The organism is Cryobacterium sp. Hb1 (assembly GCF_004403585.1).
Lineage (GTDB): Bacteria > Actinomycetota > Actinomycetes > Actinomycetales > Microbacteriaceae > Cryobacterium > Cryobacterium lyxosi.
The window spans coordinates 61,609-83,166 of sequence record NZ_SOHI01000032.1; the positions used below are offsets into that span (position 1 = coordinate 61,609).

A 21,558-nucleotide genomic window follows, 5' to 3' on the forward strand; every position below is an offset into this window, starting at 1 on the left:
CACCTCCAATCGCGACAGGTTGAACTCGCAACCCGCCCCCGCGACGCCGCGCATTGCATGTGTTCCCAGCGAAAGGCCGAGTTACGATGACGAACATCGAGTTGCGATCTCTCGCTCCAGAATACGTTTCTGAAAATCATCAATCCTATGTCGCCCGTCTCAACGCGGCTGTCAAGGATCCGCGGAATAAGAACATCGCTCTCACCGGCCGGTACGGGGCCGGCAAGTCAAGCATTCTCGATCGGTTCCTTCAGGAGCAAGAGCAGAAGCCGAAGAAAAGGTGGCGGAAGTGGCCCACGGCGGATCAGGAGCCCTCACGCCGCGCTCTTCGGATCAGCATCAATACGCTGGGGCCAGATGACGGCGAAGACCTTACCAACCGGATCCAGAAGGAACTGGTCAAGCAGCTTGTCTACCGCGCCGAGCCCGGAAAGCTTCGAACGTCACGCTTTGCTCGAAAGCCCGAGCTGAAGTTGTGGCGCGCGGCGATCGATGCGTTCGCCGTCACCGCGGTCATCGTCGGCTTGCTTTGGTTGTTCGGGGTCCGGCCTGATCCAAGCTCTTTCGGGACTGACACCGAATGGTTCACGATGCTCGTGTTCACCTTGCTGGTCTTCGTGAGCTGTTGGGTCCTGAGATGGGTTCTGGGCCGACGGACTGTATCCCAATTCTCCACTGGTGGAGCATCGATCGCCTTCGAGGAGAAGACAGACTCATACTTCGACAAGTATCTCGACGAGCTTGTCGCCTTCTTCGAGGCAACGGAACCCGATCTCGTTATCTTCGAAGACCTTGACCGCTTCAGCGATCCTCAGATATTCGACTCACTTCGTGAGCTGAACACCCTGGTGAACGCGTCGTCTCATTGGCAGGGACGAGCGGACCGTCCTGTCAGGTTCATCTATGCCATTAAGGACAGTCTGTTCGAAAAGCTTGGTAATGAGCGGAGCGAGAAGGACGCGGCGGGCAAGGAAGGAGGTGACGGGAATGGTGTAGAACCGGGGAACCATCTCGACGCCTCCGGAGCGTTCACCGCGCCCCCGCGCATACCCAAGAATGATGCAGCGGCCATTGCGGTAGAGCGGGCCAATCGCACCAAGTTCTTCGAAATCGTGATCCCCGTTGTCCCGTTCTTGTCACACAGCAATGCACGCGACCTGTTCGGTGACGTTCTGGAGGGCCTGAACCTTCCTGCCGGCACGGTGATCAGTCGAGGGCTGATCGACATTGTGGCCCGCCATACAACCGACATGCGTCTCATGATCAACATCGGCAACGAATTCGTTGTCTATGCCGAGCGTCTGTTGTGGATCCCGCGACCCGCCCCCGGCATGACTGCCGACGATCTGTTTGCCCTGGTCGTCTACAAGAACTTCCACCTTGCCGACTTTGAAGCCCTCCCCCATCGTGGCAGCACGCTCGACGACCTTGAGCAGGCGCGTCGAGAGCTGATCAAGGCTTCAATCGCCACGTTGCAAAATGAGCGAGCGGCTCTAGCTAGTGGCGAGACTCGGCGACGTGAGACCGAGCGAATGGCTGTTCTTCTGGGTGAGCGGCTGAATACAATGATGACATCCGTGAGCGTTGTGCTGACTGCAGCCACATCCGAGGGCACCCCGCTGAGTCTTGCTTCCCTTAGTACCCCCGCATTCTGGAGGCCAGTCGCAGAATCGGGCAATCTTTATTTAGCGTATCGACATCTTGGAAATCATCAAGCCGTTGACACTCTTGATCGCTCCAAACTTCAGCTAATGTTTGGGAACCTCACGAGTCCCGAACTTTGGGAAGAGCCGATGTCCGTGTCGGACGACGAACGACGTGCAGAGATTGATCTTGAGATTCCCTCTCTTCGTGGTGTTAGTTTCAAGGATCTCGCCGGCGACGCCCGGTACATCCTCGACGGCAAGTCCTTTGGCAAAATCGTCGAGGAGACCTTGTCATCAAGGCTTGCAGTAGACCTTGTGAAACAGGGGTACCTGGACCGCTACTACGCCGAGTACGCAACAGTCTTCTACGGAAACTTTCTTGGCGTGGACGTCGCGAACTTCTTCCGCAACAGCGTGTGGCCGAACGAGATCGAGACCCATTTCCATTTCACCACTGAAAATGCAGTTGCGAACGTAATGGAGCAGGCTCCATCCGACTTCCTCCGCACCCGAAGCGCACTCAACATCGAGATCGTTGACCACGTCGTGAATCAACAGACGGAAGAGTCGCTGCAGTTCGTCGATTACCTGACCAAACAGGACAATGCGGACACACACGCGTTTCTGACTACGTATCTCAACACTCCAGGCTCGCGCCGGGATGAGCTCGTATCGCTGCTCGCGGCGAAGCCCTGGCCCGAGCTATTCAACGTCCTAGCGATGGAGGGAATTGTCGCGGATGACGAAAGTCTCGTGGGCCTGCTCAACGCAGCGCTACTCAGTTCGAGCGAAACGGGTGCGTACAAACTCAACGACGCTGCACGGGCGCTGATCGCCAATCTGCACGCTGAGATTTCCGCATTTACCCTGCCTCAGCCGGGTGCGTCACCCGACACCTTGTTTTGGTTCATCGCGGAGTCGCGGCTAATAGTTCCGAGCATTCGCGCGCTCTCCGAAGAGCTCCAGGGCCGGGCGGTGACCGCGCACCAGTACGAGTTGACGGCCAACAACATTCGGGCCGCGACGCCGCTAGACGATACGGCTGCGATCTCAGCAGACAATGTCATCCGCGAGTCGAAAGTTTGGGAGTACTGTGCCGTACAAGTCGATCACTATCTCGGTCTCGTCGCCGCAGATGAGTTCACTACGGCAAGCTGCCTAACGCCCGAGGTCCTCGCAGAGATAGTCGAAAGTCAGTCAGAAGCTTGGACAGCCGAACAACTCGCTACTTTTCTCCTGGCAAGTTCTCCGGCGGCTGCATTGCCGGACATCGCGGTGCTCCAGAGACGTTCATGGGGCGCTGTTGTCGCCGCTGACAGGGTCGTTCCAAACGTGCCGAATCTGACCGCCTATGTTGAAGCGGTTGGCGTCGACTCAGTATTGGCTGCTCTGCTCGTTAATTCCGAAGGAGACGTGGTGAACGTCCTTGGCATCGAGGACTCAACAGCTGAAGAGCTGAAACCCCTAATTATCGCCACTCTCAACGCCTCGCAGGTTTTCACCCCATCCCAGCGAGCGCGCCTCACAAACCAGCTGATGACGTCACCCGCTGCCCCTGAACTCGATGTCACAGAAATCAACGCAACACCCGACGACTTGCTGCGCGAACTGCTGCAGTCCCGGTTGCTACCCGACAATGCGGCTACCTTTGAGCACTTCTCTGCGGCGGGTTGGCCATCAATTGGGCCTGCCCTGAAGGTCTCTACGAACGCGCCGACGTTTATCAGCCCGCTCCTCACCTCGGGACATGCGAGCGACGCACTTCACGATGCTCAATTTTCGCGTGAAACAAAGCTAGCGATACTCGCGAACCTTGAAGACTTCTCCCGAATCGAAGATTCTCAATTCGTGACGACAGCTGCGGAGGTCGCTCGACAGTTGGGGGTCGTCCTGTCGACGGACGATCTCGAATTGATTGCTCCGCTAGTCCGAAATCCTGAAGACCTGCTATGGCAACTCCGGCAGAAAGGCGCGTCGCTCGCTGTCTCCACCATCATGGAACTTCTCGCCCGCGTTCCCGGGGACTTCGTGGGTTTTGCCGGACGTTCGGGCGACGAGTTCGTTGTGTCTGAGACTCCCTCCCTTGCCGTGATACTTGATCGACTGAGAAGGGGCAATGCGATCGAATTCCCCCGTGGACGTCCGCAAGGCCGAAGGAAGGTGCGCCTCGCGTAGTGAAGGTCGCTTGCTCCGCACGGTGCTCAGCACTCCGCTGGGATTAGGGGTTGGACCCCGGAGACCCAACGTTGGTTCGCCCGCTCGTCCAGTGCCCGTCATACAATCCATTCGAGTTCAGGCGATGCAGGAAGGTGTGGATCGTCGGCTTTGAAAGTATCGAATGGCATGATGGCGTCAACGCCGCGGAATTAATCGCTCCAAGTGTGGCCAAGAAGTTTGATCTGCCCGGTTGATCGGCCGAGAATCATCGATGCCAACAGGCTCATAAACACTTCCTGCGGCTCTCGTGCGTCTCCGAAATGCACGCCACCCTCAACGCGTGCCTAGTAACGTACTACCTCCCTAGCTGTAAGCTCCCGTCCTTCAAACTCGCCGACGAACGCGGCCAAGGAGTTACAAGAAAGACCCGGCGATTGGTCGGTACTGATCAGATTGTGGTTCCCCAGCCGAAGGGAGCGTGAAGGATCCTCCTCGTTTTTCGGGGCGTCCAAGGATCGATCCGAAACTCCGCTGGCATGCCCTCGCGCGCCACGCGGACAGTGTTAAGAAGAGATTGTCCGTCGAGCAGAAGCTTGCGCAAGAGGGGTGCTATTCCGAGTAGCTCATATCGTGCTCGTTCGCTTGCCCTGCTATTCCGTGTTCGAAGGTCCGCAACAGGTGTCGTTGAAAGTAGCAATGGTCAGTCTCAGGCAGAACTTCTCGTCATCGGAGCCAGTGGGATGCCCAGCCCTCGAGGGGACCCCGAGGCGCCGTCGGCGTCGCGGCGATTTCCGCGGTGAATCGCGCTGAGTCGTGCTGAGTCGCGCTCAGTCGCGCAGGAGAAAATGTAACGTTACTGATACAGTCGGTCTCGAGTTCCAGAAGAGATTGAGAGCCATCGTGGCGAACGAAAGATCCACCGACCAGTTCGTACGTGACATGCTTCGCGACATCGGTTTCGCGAGGCCCTGGGAGCAAAGCTGTAACGACGCACCGAAGTATCTTTACGACGCGCTTGAGGGTGCGTCCAAGGGCCAGGGTGGCGGACGCGGTAAGCCTGAGTTCGTTGTTGAGTCAGGCGACTTCATCGTCGTGATCGAGGACAAAGCTCGCACCGAGCACTCGATGCTCATCGTCGACGGCGTTCTTGACCTTGGGTTCCCCGCTCGCAGCGACTACGCGCTCAACGGCGCAGTGCACTATGCCCGTATTTTTGCGGAGCGCACGGGAAAGCGTGTGTTCGCAGTCGGTGTGGCCGGCAGCGAATCCCACCACGATGTTATGGTCGCGTTCGTCGCGAAAGGCGCCGAGCCGATCACACTTGCCAAGGTGGACACGCTCACCGATCTTGGCGAGGACAGCATCGTCGAGTACCACCGGGTCGCTGTGCTCGGAGAGTTGCCGCGGGAGGAACGCGAAGTCCGGGAGATCCGGAAGGTCGCGGCAGGACTGCACGAGAGCATGCGTAATTACGCCTCTCTCGAGGGCGAACGTAAGGCGACACTCGTCTCCGCCATTCTGCTTGCACTGAAGTACCAGCCCAACCTCATCGACGACCTAAAGGGCGAGAAGAAGTCTGGATTCACCGATGGCGAGAAGGTATACAAGGCAGCTCAGGAGTACTTGGAAGGTGATGAAGCAGACCTGAAGCCGAAACAGAAAATTGGCGCTCTGCTCGACCAATTCTCTTTCATCAAGTCACACGTGCTCCTGAACCGCGTCAACAAAGATCTCGGCAGCATCACTCCGATGCGGCGCTTCGTAGAAATTCTCGACAAGGACGTTATCCACGCTGTTTCTGATCCGTCATATAGCACGTTTGACGTGCTTGGGAATTTCTACGGCGAGTTCGTGAAGTACGGCGGCTCTGACGGGAACGCCCTTGGCATTGTGCTCACACCTCATCACGTGACCGAGCTCATGGCTGCGTTGATCGACGTCGACGCTGACGACTACGTCATCGACCCCACGGCTGGAACGGCTGCATTTCTTATCGCGGCGATGCTGCGGATGTTCGACGACGCCAAGAGGCGCTTCGGAAACGACCCGGTTCTTCTCGACCAGAAGCTGCGCGACATCCGTGAGCACCGCCTCCACGGCGTCGAACTGCAGGACAAGCTGTTCGCCATCGGAACGACGAACATGATTCTGCGGGGAGACGGGAAAGCGAACTTCCAGCGTCACTCGATATTTGACCTTGCGCCCGCAGAATTACGCGGCGACGCGAAGGGTCCAGACGGCAAGATGGTACCCGGACACGGCTTCACGAAGGTCCTAATAAACCCGCCGTACTCACAAGCGAAGACCAAGGAGACCCGGTACCTCTCGGAGCTCTCGTTCATGGAACGCGCCCTCTCCTTGCTAGACCACAAGGGACGACTGGCTGCGATCGTGCCGCAATCAGCGATGGTCGGCAAGACCACAGAAGACAAAGCGTTGAAAGCGAAAATTCTTGCGAACCACACACTTGACGCAGTTATAACCATGAACCCAGACACCTTCTACGGTGTGGGCGTGCACGTGGTGATCGCGCTATTCACGGCAGGTGTGGCTCATCCGACAGCGAAGAAGACCGCTTTCGTAAACTTCAACGACGACGGTTATAAGGTGCGTCAGCATCTTGGACTCATGGGCGATGGCAACGAGAAAGGGCGACGAGCGCACCTACTCTCCGTCCTCAACGATGGGACGCCCGACGACACCTCGTTCGTAGTTCGTTCTGAGGTTGTGGCTGCGGATGAGTGGCAGCACTCATACTTCTACTTCAACGATCAGCCGCCCACGTATGACGACTTCTTCAGGACCGTTGCCGACTACGTGACGTGGCAAGTCGATATGCATGCACATGGGCTTGGCGATCTGATTACGCCTGACCCCGATGCTGACGCGGTTGTTAAGGAGGTGTTAGTTGAGCAGCTTTGACGGTCTCAATTTCGCGCCGATGCTCATCACAGACGTGTTTGAGACGATCAAGGCCGCCGGGAAATGGTTCGATCTCAGCAAGGCTCATCGGGGCGGTGAGCGACAAACGCCGTACGTCGCGCGCACTGGAGAGAATAATGGGCTAGGGGCGATCTTGCCCGATCAAGGCTTTGATGCTCCGAACCCTGGAAAGGCCATCACGATCGGGGTGTCCACATCAACTGTCTTCTACCAGCCAGTGAGCTTTTACACGAGTAAAGAGATCCAGGTTCTGAGGCACGCGGAGCTGTCGGCGGTCAACGGACCTATCCTCGTGACCATACTGCGCGAGCAGATGAGCAAGTTCCAGTGGGGTAACGGAGCATCGCTGGAACGACTCAAGGCCACCCGCATCATGGTTCCCGTGATGACCGATGCCGACGACGCGCAAAGGGTCGACTGGGCCGGATTGACGCGACTCGGCGAAGAGCTCTTCGACGCCGCCGTCGCCAAATCGCACGTCGTTCGTCGGGCCGACCTGGGGGAGGATTTGCTTCCCGACCTCAACTTCGAGCCAATGTTTGTCGTCGACGTCCCCGGACGTCAAGGTGGGCTGTTTCGTGCGCACAAGGGCAGAAGACTCATCACGGCGCACCGCAAACGAGGCAATATGCCGTTCGTCGCCGGATCCAGGGGCAACAACAGCATCGTCGACTTCGCGGATGTCCCGGCTCTCTTCCCAGCCGGCTGGCTGACGCTCATTTACAACGGCGACGGTGGCACCGGGCACGCCAAGTACCAGCCAGCGCCGTTCAGCGCTTCAGACGATGTAATCGTGCTGGAGCCGATCACGGGTGAGGCTTCGGAAGAGGCACTTCTCCTCATCGTTTCGATGCTTACACACCAATGCGTGCCCAAGTTCGGTTTCGGTTACAAGCTGACGCTGCATCGGCTGGGACGCCAGAAGATCCTCGTGCCAGTTACGACCAATTCCTCTGGCGAGCAGGTCGTCGATTGGGTAGGCATGCGCCTGTACGGACGCGTATTGAGAGCACGCGCAGAGCGACCGATGTCGGCGGTGCTCGGAGCGATCCCGTGAGTAGGACGCCGCGCGCTGCAAATGGGCTCGGAACTAGAATCCGCGAGGCTCGCGCCTTGCTCGGGTGGTCTCAGACCGTACTGAGTGAGAAGGCTGGCTTGTCGCGGCCGACGATCGCTCGCGTCGAGCTAGGAAACGATGTCTCACTGGTCACGCTCGTGAGGGTCGCCGCTGCTCTCGGAATGCGCATTGAGCTAAAAGACGGTAGCGAACGAATAGACGCTCAGACGGCACTGCACTACTACATCGATACGCCCCAGCGGCGCTCATCCAGCCCTGTTGGCGTAGCACCGGAATCGAGGACCGGCACGCAGATCCCCAGTCGCATCGGGGATGCCGACATGATGCGAGCATCAGTTGCGACAACTCATACCTCCCCCCAGGCGCTACGAGCTGGGAGTCCGGTCGATGACGCGAGAAGAGATCCTCAGCCTGAATAATGTCCATAGAGGGGTATATAAATCACCTTTGACCGGGATAATTATGCCACAGCGTCCCGAAGAATCAGCCATATGAATGTGAGCGTTGTGGATCCGGACATTGTTCGGTTAGGCGATGGGATCGCCTCGCCCGCTCTTCCGGTCTAGGTATTGATATCCAGGTCCATCTGGTCGGTTCGAGCGCCAGGGTCCGATGAACTTGCACAGGCCCACCCTCGGAGGTGCCGTCCAGTGCGGTCGACCTCCCGAGTGCCTGGCTAGGCTGAGCGCATGAGCGACACGCGCAATCGTCTGACCCCTGCATCGACAGTGACACGCGAACTATATCTGTATTCCGGCAATCGCTGTGCGTTCCAGACCAGCGACGAGAGTTGCAGCAAGTCGCTCCTGAGAGACGACGGAACTTGGAACTGCGAGGTTGCCCACATTCAGGGCGTCAAGCGGACAGCCGCGCGCGGCGACCACTCGCTTGACGACGAACAACTACGTCATTCCCAAAATCTGCTCCTTTTGTGCCGTGAGCACCACAAAGTCATCGACAACAAAGACTTGGAAGACCACTACACGGTCACTGTCGTCAAAAAGATGAAGTCCGATCACGAATCTCGATACCGCGAAGCGATGGCTGGGCTCGCCCGCATCGTTGATACAACTGCGGGGTTGACGCCGAGATTTCCCGTCAACCTCCGCGCGCTCGACGGAGTTGACGACGGTGCCTTTGCCGCCGCGAGCCTTCCCGATATGACGGCGTTTGTTTCCACCCTTGCGAAGCAACCGCCGGCCATACGCGACTTGATCGCACTCATACTGATCCATGGCGATCTTGAACGAAGATTTGGAACAGGGCTCCATGCGGGCATCGGAGCATCAGTCGTCCACATTGAAGGCGTAGCAACTACCAAGGAATGCGAGATCGCACGTCGCGCGAGGCATCTTGAGCAGGTGGGTCTGCTGACAATCCTCGAGGATGACGACCTGTACTATTTCACTCTTACAAGTCCACTCGCAAAAGACGTGGGTTGGGACATCTTCGCGGACCTAAAGTCCATTGCTGGCGACGATGCGTCGATCATCAACCAGGCGATCCTGGATCTCGACTTCACCGTTTTCGATCGTTGATTGCTCCGTAGTTCGACGGGAAGGTTAGCACCGACGAAACACGGGAACTGAGTCCAACACGTCAACCCGCCGATCGTCCGAACGTCTCGGGCGAGCAGCCTTCGCGTATCCCGGCCATCGACGGGGGTCGTTTTCCAAGCCGCCCAGTTGCGAACCGAACCTTGACGCGACGTCAACAACTTGCCAAAAGGGCTTGCCCCCGACCATGCACGCCCGAGGATCCCTCGGCGGCCACCACGGCAGATTGGCACGTCCGACCCGACGATCGCCAATTCATTCGGTTGCGCGATGAGGCCAGCCGCAAGAGTCATTGACGCATTGGAGTGCACGATCGCTGCTTCAGGGCACAGGGTAGTTCAAAGCCGCAACCCCGGCCCGCGCTACGCTTTGGCCTGGCTTTCCTCGTGAGCTCGTGCCTGGCCCATTCACTCGACACTTCGCATCGTGAAATCCGCGTCTTAAGGCCGGCAGTCTGAACCTAGAGGCTGTCGCGGTCGGGTGCGCAGGATTCACGCTCGAATCATTGCCGGCGCCGCTCATCCGCAATGAAGGCGCCACACGAAACTAGCGCTTTAAACGTAGTTCCACACCCAGAAGCTGAAGGCCACGCTTATGGGAGCCAGTATCGCTGGGGGCCGCTCCCACCCCCGCATAGTTTCCGCAGGACACGATCAGGCAATAGGGTCAGAACGATGATGGATGATCGAAACCTACGTGTGCGGGAGTACCTGCGCGTGTCACTCGACCGCTCGGGCACGGGCAAGAGCCCCGATCAACAACACGATGAAATCACCACAGAAGCGCAACGGCGCGGCTGGCAGGTGCACTCCAGCCCGTACCGCGATGACAACCGCAGCGCCAGTCGCTTCGCGACCAAACGGAGAGAGGGCTTTGCCCAACTAATCGCGGACCTTGACGAGGGCCGGTTCGAAGCCAATATGCTCGCGATCTGGGAGTCGAGCCGAGGTTCGCGCAGGACGGGAGAGTGGATCGATCTCATCGATCTCTGCCGCGACCGTGGAGTCCAGATTTGGGTTCTCACGCACAATCGCGTGTACGACCCCAGTAACGCCCGCGACCGCCGCAGCTTGCGCGAAGACGCCTCTGACGCAGAATACGAATCCGACAAAACCAGCGAGCGCCTTCAACGAGACATGCGCGCGGCTGCAAAGAGTGGCCGTCCTCACGGGAAGAATGTCTACGGATATCAGCGTGTGTACTCGGTGAAGCCCAACGGGACGAGGGTCCTCGACAAGGTGGTGGAACATCCCGACCAGGCCTGGGTTGTAAAGGAAGCCGCAGCGATGGTTCTCGCAGGTCGCTCGTACTACGACATCGCGGCCACATTCAATGAGAAGGAGATCCCACCGCGACGCCCAGTGCGCGAGGCGCACCGGGCGTCGCTGGGATGGACCGCGCCTGCTGTGAAGCAGATGCTGACGATGCCCGTCTACACGGGGAAGCGCGTGCACAATCCAACTGAAGGCGAACTCGCAACGTACGAAGGCATCTGGCCTCCTCTAATCACCTCGGAGACATGGGAGAAGCTTCAGCTGGCGATGAACTCGCGGGGTTTCAAGTCCAACAATTGGCCGGCCAAGCATCTACTCTCCGGCATCGCGCTCTGTGGAGAGTGCGGCGCCCGCACGCGTGTCGGTCGGCAGAACGGCGGAGTTCAAAAGCTTGGTGCGAATGGCGAGCGACTCCCCCGTCCTCGATACCACGCGTACCAGTGCATTGGCGTGCCGGGGCGACCCGGATTTCACGTTTCGATGCGCGAAGAACACCTCGACCTGATCGTCACAGAGCTCGTTTTGGCTCGTCTGGAGCGCCCGGACTTCCTCGCAACGCTGGGCGCGCAGGACGAAGACATCGATGCGGAGCGCGCTGCTGTTTTGGAGGAGATTCGAGGCCACCAGGAATGGCTCGAGCAGGTGGCAACGGAGGCCGAGAGCCGCCGCGATTTGCGGATGCTGACGGAACAGCGCGACCTCGTTGAACCCAAAATCGAAGCTGCGCGGAGACGGCTCGAGTCACTGGCAGCAGCTGACCCCCTCGTGCTAGAACTGGTGCAGTCCGGCAGGGTGCGCGAGATTTGGGCGGAACGGCAAGAGTCTCGTGACGTCGTGTGGCAGCGTCACGTGATCCGAGACCTAATCGTGCCCAGGATTCACCGTGTACCGCTGGAGGCGGTGGGGCGAAAGGGCCTGAATCGAGACAGGGTCACCTACGACTGGCGATAGCTGTGAACAGAACCGTCGATGCCGGCCCAACCTCGTCGGGGTACGCCGGCGGGGGCGCGTGCACGCCCTCGATCAGGTCAGGCCGGCGGCTCGGGCGCGTGCGATCCAATTGGTGGCGGTGCGGGCCTGTAGGCAAAACGTTTCGGCCACCGCTTTCGCTGGCGGATAGCGCACAATCGTCGCGAGGCGATATACAGTTCCAACATCCGTCAGATCGATGCTCACCGATCCCCCGGTGGGCGACTTCCGATATGGCTTGAGCTCGGGTGCGACGAAGTCCACGACGGCAACACTGAGCGCGGCGGCGTCGAGCTGAAATGTTCGCGGCAGTATCCAGCGCATGACGCTGAGGGGCGTCACAGTGCGCAGTAGTACACCTGTGACTTCTTCATCCTCGGGCGCCACGAGGGTAAACGAGCGCAGTGTGTAGTAGCCGAGCAGCTGACTGTACACAGCTTCAATCTCGAGTCGGAACCCCTCGTCGAGGGCCGCGCCACCCACATCGACTGACGGCACACTACTCAGCGCCCCCCCTGCACGCACGAGGCGCGGTATCGCAATGCCCGGGTGAACGTCGATGAGTCCGTGTGACGCACTGACGTGCCAGTCGCGTTCCCGCAGTTCGGTTTCTGGAGTGATGGGCACGAATCGGATCCTTTCCTAGTGTTGACATGCATAGGAAACGTAACTAATGTAGCAAACATAACAGAACAGCAAGATCCGGCGGAGCCTTCACTAAACACAATCCATGGCTGGAAAAACTCAATCTCGATGCGGCGGCCTCTTCGGGACACGACCTACCTAGGAGTGTTCCGTGATACCCAGTGATGCACCCACACCCACATACGATGACCTGCGTTGCGCACTCACCGTACCGCAGGCGGAGGACACAAGTGGGCGATCGAGCTTCGTCCTTCGCGATGATATCCGCACCGGACGGTTACCTGCCTACAAGGTGGGCGGGCGCTGGCGGATCCTTCCTGCCGACCTCGATGCGTACCTGGAGGCCCTAGTCGCCCCCTCTCGGGGCACCCGATGACCGCCACGCTCCTTGAGCGAACCAAGACGTCGCCGCCGATGACGGAACTTGAGGCGATTCGGGCGTGGGCGCGCGCTGAGGCGGCTTCCGCGCCGGCCCTCTCTGCTCAACAGTCATTGCGACTGCGCGGCCTATTCTTGGGCGGCGGTGGTCACAAGTGAGCGCAATCGGCGGACGGCCCGCAGGCCAAGGTTTCGGTGGAAGCCGCGCGACCCACACACCCGTTTCAAGCCGCGCATTCGAGTATCCCGGTACACACCAGAGCGACGACTACGCACTCCCGCGAGTCCGATGGGGTCTCGGACAATCTCCGGTTTCGAGGATCGACTGGACCATGGCAAGGACGCCCAGCCACTCGGGTGTCGCGCGTGGCTGGCGAGCGAAGCTGGGCTCCACTGGGCGAGCAAACGGAGAGCAGGAGAGCAACGGGAGAGCAGCAGAATCACCCTTGCTCTCCGCCGAGATGCGCACCACGACGGGGAAGTACATCACCTGGGAGAGTTGGAGAGCAGGAAATGGAGATCTCTACGCCGGGAAGTGTGTGTGCACGCTTCTGTGCGTGCGTACGTGCATTACGCACACGCACACTCCTGATGGCCTGAGGCGCGCCGTCCTGCTCTCCTGCTCTCCCACACCGTGGAAATGGCCGCTGCTCAGGGGAGATACTCGGAGAGCAAGACGGAGAGCAGTCACCGGGCGTGCCCTCCCGCTCTCCCCAGCGAGCGTTTCCCTCGTGCATTCGCGTCCGTTCGCACAGCCACCGCGCCGTTCAAAGGGCTCCCCGAGCCTCTATCAGCGATTTCGCTTCGCCCGCGCCCGGCGTTTGAGGTGCTGCGACTTCAAAGCCGTCGCACCGTCGTCCTTCTGACGACTCGAAACGCACCTGCTACCTAAATACGTAAAGGACCCCGCAGCAGCTCGAACTGCTCGGGGCCATGAAGGAAAGACGTCCTCAATGACCAATCTAGACGGAAACGACGAGAATCGCGCCGTATCTGGTGACTCTGCCAATGATCTCGACTCGCCCCTGGATGACTACCTCGATTTGACTCGGGAGCATGCGGAGGAGCTTCGCAAGAGCGCGATCCCTGCGTCCGTGGCGGCCGAGCAAGGCATCCGCAGCGCGCACGTGCGCGATGACCTGCCCAAGTATGCACAGTGGATCGCCAATCGTGGGGACGGCGTGTTCCCGACGCTTGTTTTCCCGATGACGCACCCGGACGGATCCGAAACCGGGCAGGTAAAGCCAGCCCCAGACAGCGTGAGTACGTCCGAAGGACTATTCCGCAAGTACGTGTCCCCTGGTAAGGAGGGGAACCCACCGACGCTGCCGGAACTGCGCGCCGTGAAGGACCCGGAGGTCATCCTCATCGTCGAGGGCGTCAAGCAGGCTCTGGCTGCACTCGCTTGGGCCCCTGACACCTGGTCGATCTACCGCATTGCCGGTATCTGGGCTTGGCGAGTGGCTGGTGATTGCGTTGACGAGTCCGGCTCCCCCACACCGTTCCTGGCCGTCGTCCGGGGATGCAAGGTAGTGATCATCCCAGACGCGGACGCGAAGACGAACATCCGCGTCTACGACGGCGCTGAGGCGCTCGGCGAGGCATGCGAGGGGTACGGAGCCGCGAGCGTCAAGTTCGCTCGGCTGCCCGGAGCCAACAAAGATGGGCTCGACGACCTGCTCGCCCGGCAATCCAGTGACGATGCCCGTCACGAGCTGCTGCAAGCCTGGGTTAGGAACGCCAAGTCGCGACCTGCCGATCTGCCCCAGCGCCAACGAGACCAGATGCGCAAGGCGATCCGAGACAAGGCAGCCACCAAGCGCGGAGACCTCGCAACCACCGGCAACCTGTTCGACGGCCGCGTCGGCATTGACGTCAGCCGGGACATGCGGCAGGTGTCCCTGGACCTGCTCGATGCGCTGATCGAACGCACCGGCGGCGTGCGGGTGTTCCAGCGCGACGGCGAGTTAGTCCGCGTGCGCCGTAGCCGAGACGGAAAGAATCAGAATGGCGTGCTGAAGGCCAGCGCACTCATCCGGAGTGCGCTGCGTCGCGAGCTACTTGATGTCGTGTACCCGTACACCACGCCGAACGGGTCGATTCTGCCCGCCGGGCTGGCTGACGCGCTGGTCGACCTAGTCGCGGACCACAGCGACCGGTTGCCGTGGCTAGCTGGGATCACTCGCTCCCCTCTCGTCCTGACCGACGGCGCTGTCAGCACCACCCCGGGCGACAACCCGGAAAACGGCGTCTTCCTAGACTTGACTCCCGATGTCCAGGGCATCGTCGTGCCCGAGCATCCAACCGATGCGGACATCGCTGCCGCGGTGGCACTCATCCGCGACGATCTTTTCGCGATGGATGGTGTGGGCGGGCGCGATGGGTGGGCGTTTGCGTCTGAGGCGGATCAAACGCACGCCATCGCCGGCCTGATCACACCCGTCATCCGAGCGAACGTCGGGAAGGTGCCCATGCTCGTCTTCGACGGAATTCATCGCGGTGTCGGCAAGGGCGGTTGCCTTGACGTCATCCACCGCGTCGCGTTTGGCGTGCCCGCGTCCATTCAGACAACGCCGAAGTCGGACGAGGAAATGGACAAGCGAATCACTGCCAAGCTGCGGGTCAGCGCAGACACGATCAATCTGGACGAGGTCCAGGATAAGGACGGCACATCTCGTCTGGATTCGAACTCATTGGGCGCTGTGCTCACCTCGGAGATATATGAGGGGCGCAAGCTCGGGACCTCTGAGGTCCTGAGCTTGCCGAACATGGCGAGCTGGTACGGGCTCGGCAACAACGTTCAGATCCCCGGCGACATGATCCGCCGCGTATACACCTGCCGCCTGGCCTCCGACCGCACCGACCTCGAGACGCGGGATAATTTCAGGCACGACCTGGACTCCTGGGTGCCGGAGCACCGTGCAGAGCTTCTGCGCGCCGTATTGATCCTCGTGCGGGCTTGGTACGCCGAAAAGCAGCCCGAAGCGCCGAAGCCGTTCGGATTCAAGTCCTTCACAGAGTGGCAGCGGGTCGTCGGCGGCATCCTGCACCATGCCGGGATCAAGGGCTTCCTGTCGACCGTGCTCACGGTCAGAGAGACCGCCGACAGCGAGGCCGTGGACAACGGTGAGCACTGGGTGTGGGTCGAGGGCCGGTTCCCCGTCGGCACACGATTCGGCGCTTCCGAGGTGCTCGCTCAGGCGAAGGCAGACCCGGATGCATCCCCGCCGTACGGTAAGGCGTGGGATGAACTGGACGCGCGCAAGCTTTCTATGTACTACGGGCAGCACCCTCGCTGGTATGAAGGCCTCCGCATCCGCAAGGACGGGAAGGTACATGCGGGGGGTAAGGCGTACGTCATCGAACGGCTTCTTGCCGGTGTCACCCCTCTACCTACTCCGTCCTCTGCCCCTGCCCCTGGTCCCGCTCCGGCCCCTGCACCGGCAGGCCCGCATCCGACCGCCGGTGCTGCGCCCGGCGAACTCATCGAATTCACGGGTCGCAAGGGCTTTGCTGAACGGGTCGCTCGGGCGATGCCGCCGATGAGAGGAAAGACCATCGCAGAGTTGGGCGGTGATGCGTCGTGAGCATCCTTTACTTGGACCTCCAAACCGCCGCCGCAGATCGGCTGTGGGACTTCGGCCCCAGCTTCGTTCGACTCGCCGGCTTCGCAGTTGGCGATTCCCCAGTGGTCACGACCACGGACATCGCCATGGTGGTCGAGATGATCGAGAAGGCCGACCTCGTCGTCGGGCACAACGTGCTCGGGTTCGACCTGCCTGCCCTGGAGCTGTACTACGGCCTTGATCTGGCGCGTTTGGTGCGTGAAGACCGGGTGATGGATACACTGCTGGCTGCCCGACAAAACGATCCACCGCTTTCGGGGAAGGTTGACGCGCGCCGGTACAATTTGGATGCCCTCGCCAAGCGCTTACAACTTGGCGGGAAGCTCCCGGGAGACTGTGACTTCGCGCCCAAGGCACTAGCCCGCGAGTTCGAGGGGTACGACAAGATCCCAGTGGATCATCCGGGCTACGTGCGGCACCTCGTGCAGGACGTTGAGCTGGTGCGCGAGCTGTCCAAACTCTTGGTCGTCGATGACTACCTGCGGCGAGAACACCGTGTGATGTGGAGACTGGGTCACATCGCGAAGCACGGTTTCCGTGTTGACCTAGATCTTGTGCAGCGATTGATCGCCGAGCGAGCTGCCCGTGTTGAGGCTCTGAAGAATCGGTTATATACCCTGTACGGTCTGCCGCTGGAGGGCAAAAAGCCACACACGACGACTGCGGGCATCTTGGCTCTCGAGAAAGCGTTCAGCGACCTCGGCGTCGCGCCACCTCGGACACCAACAGGTGCGTTGGCGACGGGCAAGGAGGCGCTAACACAGCTTGAGACCCAGCACCCGGAAAACGTGAGTTTGGTGGAGCTGTGCCAGACATTGCGAGCTTTCAACGGTGAGCGGTCGATGGCACAGACGCTGTTAGAGCACTCCAGCTCAGATGGGCGTGTGCACCCCGGTGTTGCGGCGGTACAGGCCACGGGACGGATCAGCATTACCGACCCCGGACTTTCTGTAATGGGCAAGCGTGATCGCGGCAATATCTGCGAGCGAGCGATGCTCCTGCCCGACGTCGGGCACGTGCTGATCGGTGCGGATCTGTCACAGATCGATGCTCGTGCAATGGCGATGCACTGCCAGGACGAGAACTACATCGCGGCGTTGGCGCCGGGAAAAGATATGCACGACGAGATGGCAGCGGCGGTGTTCGGTGAAGACGGTTGGGTCCGCGGTGGAGGCCATCACCCTCGGCGCGGTGACGCTAAGGCGATCACGCACGCAACAACCTATGGCATGGGGCCCGCGGCGCTGGCGGACAGCGCCGGTTACAGCCTTGCCGACGCTGAGAGGCAACTCGCGACGCTGGAACTGAAGTTTCCCGGCTTGGCTGCGTTCAAGAAGTGGATACGCGCTGATTCTTCCCGTCAGGTAATCGTCAATGCGTTTGGTCGCCGGATGCGGGTGCAGCCGGGTAAGGAATATACCCAGGCGCCTGCGCACATCGGGCAGGGCACCGCACGCGATCTGATGATGGAGGGCGTTTTGCGCTTGCCTGAGTGGTTGTTGCCAGGCTTGCGGGCCATCGTCCACGACGAGATTGTTCTCTCCGTCCCTGGGCACCGTGCCGATGAGGCCGAGGCTGCTGTGCTGGAGGCGCTGCAATTCCCATACAAAATCGCACCAGAGGCGGCGCCGGTGCTGGTTCTGGCGGCCAAGTCCGATCGAGGACGCGACTGGGCTGATTGCTACCGCGGCGAGAAACTGGGATGGCCCGAAGTCGCCCGTGAACACCGAGAGCTTTTGACGTGCGCCGATCTGAACTGCACGTGGCACTTAACTGACGGCCGCGATGGGGAGAACAGGCGAGCATGAGAACTCCACAGGGACAGGACCAGCTCGCGTCCCCTGTCGCTGACCGCCGTGACCGCGGTTTTGGTGGTTGGAATATCCATACTCGCCTGCGTTTCCTCTGTCTTTGGGCACCCCCAGAGCAGAGCCTCGTCAGGCTTTGGCCGCAAAGGTTGTTGAGGCTCGGGTTTTGCCCGGCCCTAATCGGTTCACGCCGCTGGCTGATCGCAAGTCAGGTGAACTCCGTGACCGGCTCGTCGGTGAAGCGCCGCAGCGCAGCTTGAACACCTCTATGAGAAGCATCAGGCGAAAGCTGCCACTCGTGTCCATGAGCTGACCGACGAAGGCAAAGAGGACCGGGCTTGATGAGAAGGACGCACACGTCAACGCCGCGTGGAATCTGATTCAGGTAAGGCTGCGGCTGTTGTTCGGCTCGAGCCAATCTGACTGCTCGCAGTGAGCAGAACCCGCGGGTGTTCCGGAGTACCGCCAAGACCACCGGAAAGGTTGCTGGTGTGGCTGCTCTGGCTGTGTTCGCGCCGGCGGCGCTGCCGGTGGTTGCGTACAGGGCGCACAAGGCGCACTAGCGCAGAAGGGCTGTGAAAGATGTTGCGAGCCAGGCATTGGATGCGGCGAACTTGAAGAAGTTCCGGGAGCACCAAAAAGGAAACTGCCGCGCCTGCTCAGCCCAATGACGCACCGATCGATCCTAGATCGCGACCAGAAGGCACCGACTCGAAGGACTAACGAACGCCGCACACGCATCTGACAACCGCAGACCCATCTTGTTGAGCCGGGTGCGACGCCGGTGAGCGGCTTCTACGCTGAGTCCCAGTTCGGGCGATGTCCTCCAAGTCAGGCTCGGCCCGTGCGCAAGATGTCTCGTGTATGCGTCGCGATCTACAGCCGGCTTCGTAGCTGTGATTCTTCTGGGAACCAATGGATACGTCGCCGACATGCGCTGCGCGAGTTCCGCGCATATCCGAGCGGAATGAGCAAAGGACGAAGGACCCCGCTTTTCTGAGGCTGATCTGCGCGATCGAAAAGACGCCAAGGCGCCCTTAGCATTCCTTTCATGAAACATTTTTTACGCTCTGTTGACGCGGAAAAGCAGATAGCCGTTCAACGCAGCATCGACCCGGAACCGGACTGCATCGTAGGTACGGGCGCCGTTACTGTCCTCCCACGCCCCTCTTCTCCGAGAGCGGGTGCGGAATGGAGTTCTGGAAAATAGTTGGAAAAAAGCCCGTTCAAGTCAGGCCGCAGGCCTACCGACTTGAGTCGCAGCTGCAGTCATTCATCGAGGCCGCCCCGTCGATACTGGGCAGGACGCTTCTCATTATCGGGAGATACGTAGCGACCGCGCACGACGGAGTTGTCGACTTATTGGCGTTGGACTCAACAGGGGCCCTTCACGTGATCGAGGTCAAACGGGGTCTGACGCCCCGGCAAGTTACTGCGCAACTTCTTGACTACGCGTCATGGGGCGCCACCCTGAGTCATGAGCAGATCATAAGCATCTTTGCTCACCACCGGCCCGGAGTCCGCCTGACGGACGCCTTCTACGAGCAATTCGAAATCACGCTGCCGGATGTAGTCAATGCAACTCAGGTCCTCACGATCGTTGCACCGTCCATCGATCCCGCTACCGAGCGAATTGTGAAGTACCTCGCGGACTTCGGCCTGTTGATCAACGTCGTCGTCATCCAATATTTGCGTGCCGGCAGTACCACGTGGCTCGTCAAGCCCGGCGGCCAATTGGTGGTGGAGCCAAACAGCGGACGGCATGTTCGAGCGCGTGAGCCGCTGTATGCCGAGCGAGAGACGAAGACTCGCACCCCATCGGTCACGCATGACTGGTGCATCCACTTTGACGAGCACCCTGACGGGAGGCAATGGTCTGACGGAATCGAGTTTGGATTTGTTTCCACGGATGGCAGCAAGTGGTTCGATCGGTCGCTGGCAGACGTGATACCTGGATCACGTATCTTCGCCTTCCTTCCAGGTTCCGGTTACGTCGGCGTCGGCCGCGTCCTCCATGCTGCCAAGCGTTTCGACGAGGCCCTCGTCCGGCAGGCCGATAGGGACAAGCTGTTGAGCACGCTTCCGTTGAAGGGAACCTACCGCCGCGAGGGCGATGAGGATGATGACCTCGCAGAATGGGTTATCGCTGTGAAGTGGTCTCTTGCGCTCCCCCGTGAACAAGCTTTCCGGAAACCAGGCATGAATACTTATGCGAAGACGCTCACGGGAATGCGTCACAGGTACACAATCGATGCGGTTGCCAGGGCATTCGGCTCGCACGATTAGCGTTGATAACGCAGACCAAGTCTGAACAAACGAAAGACCAGATGACCGAGGCGCGTATCTTCACGACGCGGACGAGCGACACATAGTTCAGACGAAGAGGTTGAAATGACAGATTCCGGCTCTTGCTTGGAGAGAGACTGCCAGCGCTCCCAGCGCAACCTCCGCGGAAATTGTGTCGCCGCCGCCAAGCCTGATGCGTCCTCCAGATCAGATGGCGGCCGTCAGGAAGCTAGCCAGCCGTTCAGGCACTTAAAGACATAGCCTCCAGCACACATGCTGTGGACCTCGACGCCCCCTCACGACTACTGGTTGTTCATTCGCTCGGCAGACACTACTTCTTCACGGCAGGGTATATTTTCTCGCTCTCGGACCAGATGAAACTGCCCAGCCAGATCGGCAGCAGGGTCGTCGTGGCGATAATGGCGCAGGAGATGGTAGTAGCGATCCTGTACTCCTCGTCATCGAATCCGGTTAGGACGACGGCGATCAAGCTTCCCGCGAAACCGATAGCCCACTGTGCTCCGACTGTCATTCCTGCCATCAAGACTGGTATCCAGACGAGCGCGAGCACGATTCGTAGGAAACGGATATTGGCAATTCTCGAGTAACCGAGAAGAAAAGCCGACCCCGCAGCGGCGCCTAGGTACCAAGACGCCTCAACGTCCCACGACGACAAAATATCAGCCCAGCCCCAGTCCACGTTTTCGGCCCCAAACATGACCGGATACCTCAGCCCGAGCCGGGCCCCGGCCACGGAAATCGCACAAAACAGTGCAGCGATCGCGAGAAAGCGGAGGAAACTGCGCCTATGCGCGGTCGTTCGCTGTCTCATCGCATCATTGACGGCTACTGCGGCGGCGCGTCCCCCCTGGACCGTTCCAATCCCGAGCTGAATCCAAGATGCGGCCGCCAACGCGAACCCAACAAGGATCACAACCGCTGTTGGTGCGCCGAAGGTCCTAAGGAGTGCAAGCATCGCGTCACCGGTGTCTAGGAATTCCATCGAGGGTGCCTCCAAGCTTCGGCGCCGGTGCTTTAGACCGAGATGGCCAGGGATCACGGTAAACGTAGCCGGTTCTGTGCGACCGCGGGGTTGTTAACGCCGACCGAATATAGGGCCAGTATCGCCGACTGAAAACAGGGCCACCAGCCACTATGGAGGGTGATCAATATGGATGATTGGGCGAAGATA

Annotated in this window: 12 protein-coding genes; 10 read left to right on the forward strand and 2 right to left on the reverse strand. The window is 60.0% G+C overall.

Annotation, left to right across the window (positions count from 1 at the left end):
* Positions 1-86: 86 nt before the first annotated feature.
* From E3T38_RS14195 to E3T38_RS14220, 6 genes are all read left to right on the forward strand, one after another.
* Positions 87-3,821, forward strand: coding sequence for a hypothetical protein (locus tag E3T38_RS14195; protein WP_134548784.1), 3,735 nt, complete (start codon positions 87-89; stop codon positions 3,819-3,821).
* An 882-nt stretch (positions 3,822-4,703) separates the two neighbouring features.
* Positions 4,704-6,725, forward strand: coding sequence for a class I SAM-dependent DNA methyltransferase (locus E3T38_RS14200; protein ID WP_198417360.1), 2,022 nt, complete (start codon positions 4,704-4,706; stop codon positions 6,723-6,725).
* On the forward strand, positions 6,712-7,803 hold the full coding sequence (locus E3T38_RS14205; RefSeq protein WP_166805528.1) for a restriction endonuclease subunit S: 1,092 nt from the start codon (positions 6,712-6,714) through the stop codon (positions 7,801-7,803). Before E3T38_RS14200 ends, E3T38_RS14205 begins: the two co-directional genes overlap by 14 nt.
* Positions 7,800-8,243 (forward strand): helix-turn-helix transcriptional regulator, encoded by a 444-nt coding sequence (locus E3T38_RS14210; RefSeq protein WP_134548785.1) that lies wholly within the window; start codon positions 7,800-7,802, stop codon positions 8,241-8,243. Before E3T38_RS14205 ends, E3T38_RS14210 begins: the two co-directional genes overlap by 4 nt.
* 270 nt (positions 8,244-8,513) lie before the next feature.
* A complete protein-coding gene (locus E3T38_RS14215) occupies positions 8,514-9,362 on the forward strand; it encodes an HNH endonuclease (RefSeq protein WP_134548786.1) in 849 nt (282 codons plus the stop codon).
* A 692-nt stretch (positions 9,363-10,054) separates the two neighbouring features.
* Positions 10,055-11,605 (forward strand): recombinase family protein, encoded by a 1,551-nt coding sequence (locus E3T38_RS14220; protein ID WP_166805529.1) that lies wholly within the window; start codon positions 10,055-10,057, stop codon positions 11,603-11,605.
* A gap of 72 nt (positions 11,606-11,677) precedes the next feature.
* On the opposite strand, the gene E3T38_RS14225 is transcribed toward E3T38_RS14220, so the two are convergent.
* A complete protein-coding gene (locus tag E3T38_RS14225; protein WP_134548788.1) occupies positions 11,678-12,250 on the reverse strand; it encodes a hypothetical protein in 573 nt (190 codons plus the stop codon).
* Positions 12,251-12,419: 169 nt separating this feature from the next.
* On the opposite strand from E3T38_RS14225, the gene E3T38_RS17550 reads away from it, so the two are divergent.
* The 4 genes from E3T38_RS17550 (at position 12,420) to E3T38_RS14245 (ending at position 20,366) form a co-directional block, all read left to right on the forward strand.
* Positions 12,420-12,644, forward strand: coding sequence for a helix-turn-helix domain-containing protein (locus E3T38_RS17550; protein ID WP_134548789.1), 225 nt, complete (start codon positions 12,420-12,422; stop codon positions 12,642-12,644).
* A 955-nt stretch (positions 12,645-13,599) separates the two neighbouring features.
* The gene (locus E3T38_RS14235) at positions 13,600-16,233 is read left to right on the forward strand and encodes a DUF3854 domain-containing protein (protein ID WP_134548790.1); all 2,634 of its coding nucleotides are present in this window, start codon (positions 13,600-13,602) and stop codon (positions 16,231-16,233) included.
* A complete protein-coding gene (locus tag E3T38_RS14240) occupies positions 16,230-18,080 on the forward strand; it encodes a DNA polymerase (protein WP_134548791.1) in 1,851 nt (616 codons plus the stop codon). The genes E3T38_RS14235 and E3T38_RS14240 overlap by 4 nt, the downstream gene beginning before the upstream one ends.
* 1,392 nt (positions 18,081-19,472) lie before the next feature.
* On the forward strand, positions 19,473-20,366 hold the full coding sequence (locus E3T38_RS14245) for a hypothetical protein (RefSeq protein ID WP_134548792.1): 894 nt from the start codon (positions 19,473-19,475) through the stop codon (positions 20,364-20,366).
* Between the two features lie 331 nt (positions 20,367-20,697).
* On the opposite strand, the gene E3T38_RS14250 is transcribed toward E3T38_RS14245, so the two are convergent.
* The gene (locus tag E3T38_RS14250; RefSeq protein ID WP_134548793.1) at positions 20,698-21,369 is read right to left on the reverse strand and encodes a hypothetical protein; all 672 of its coding nucleotides are present in this window, start codon (positions 21,367-21,369) and stop codon (positions 20,698-20,700) included.
* Positions 21,370-21,558: the final 189 nt, after the last annotated feature.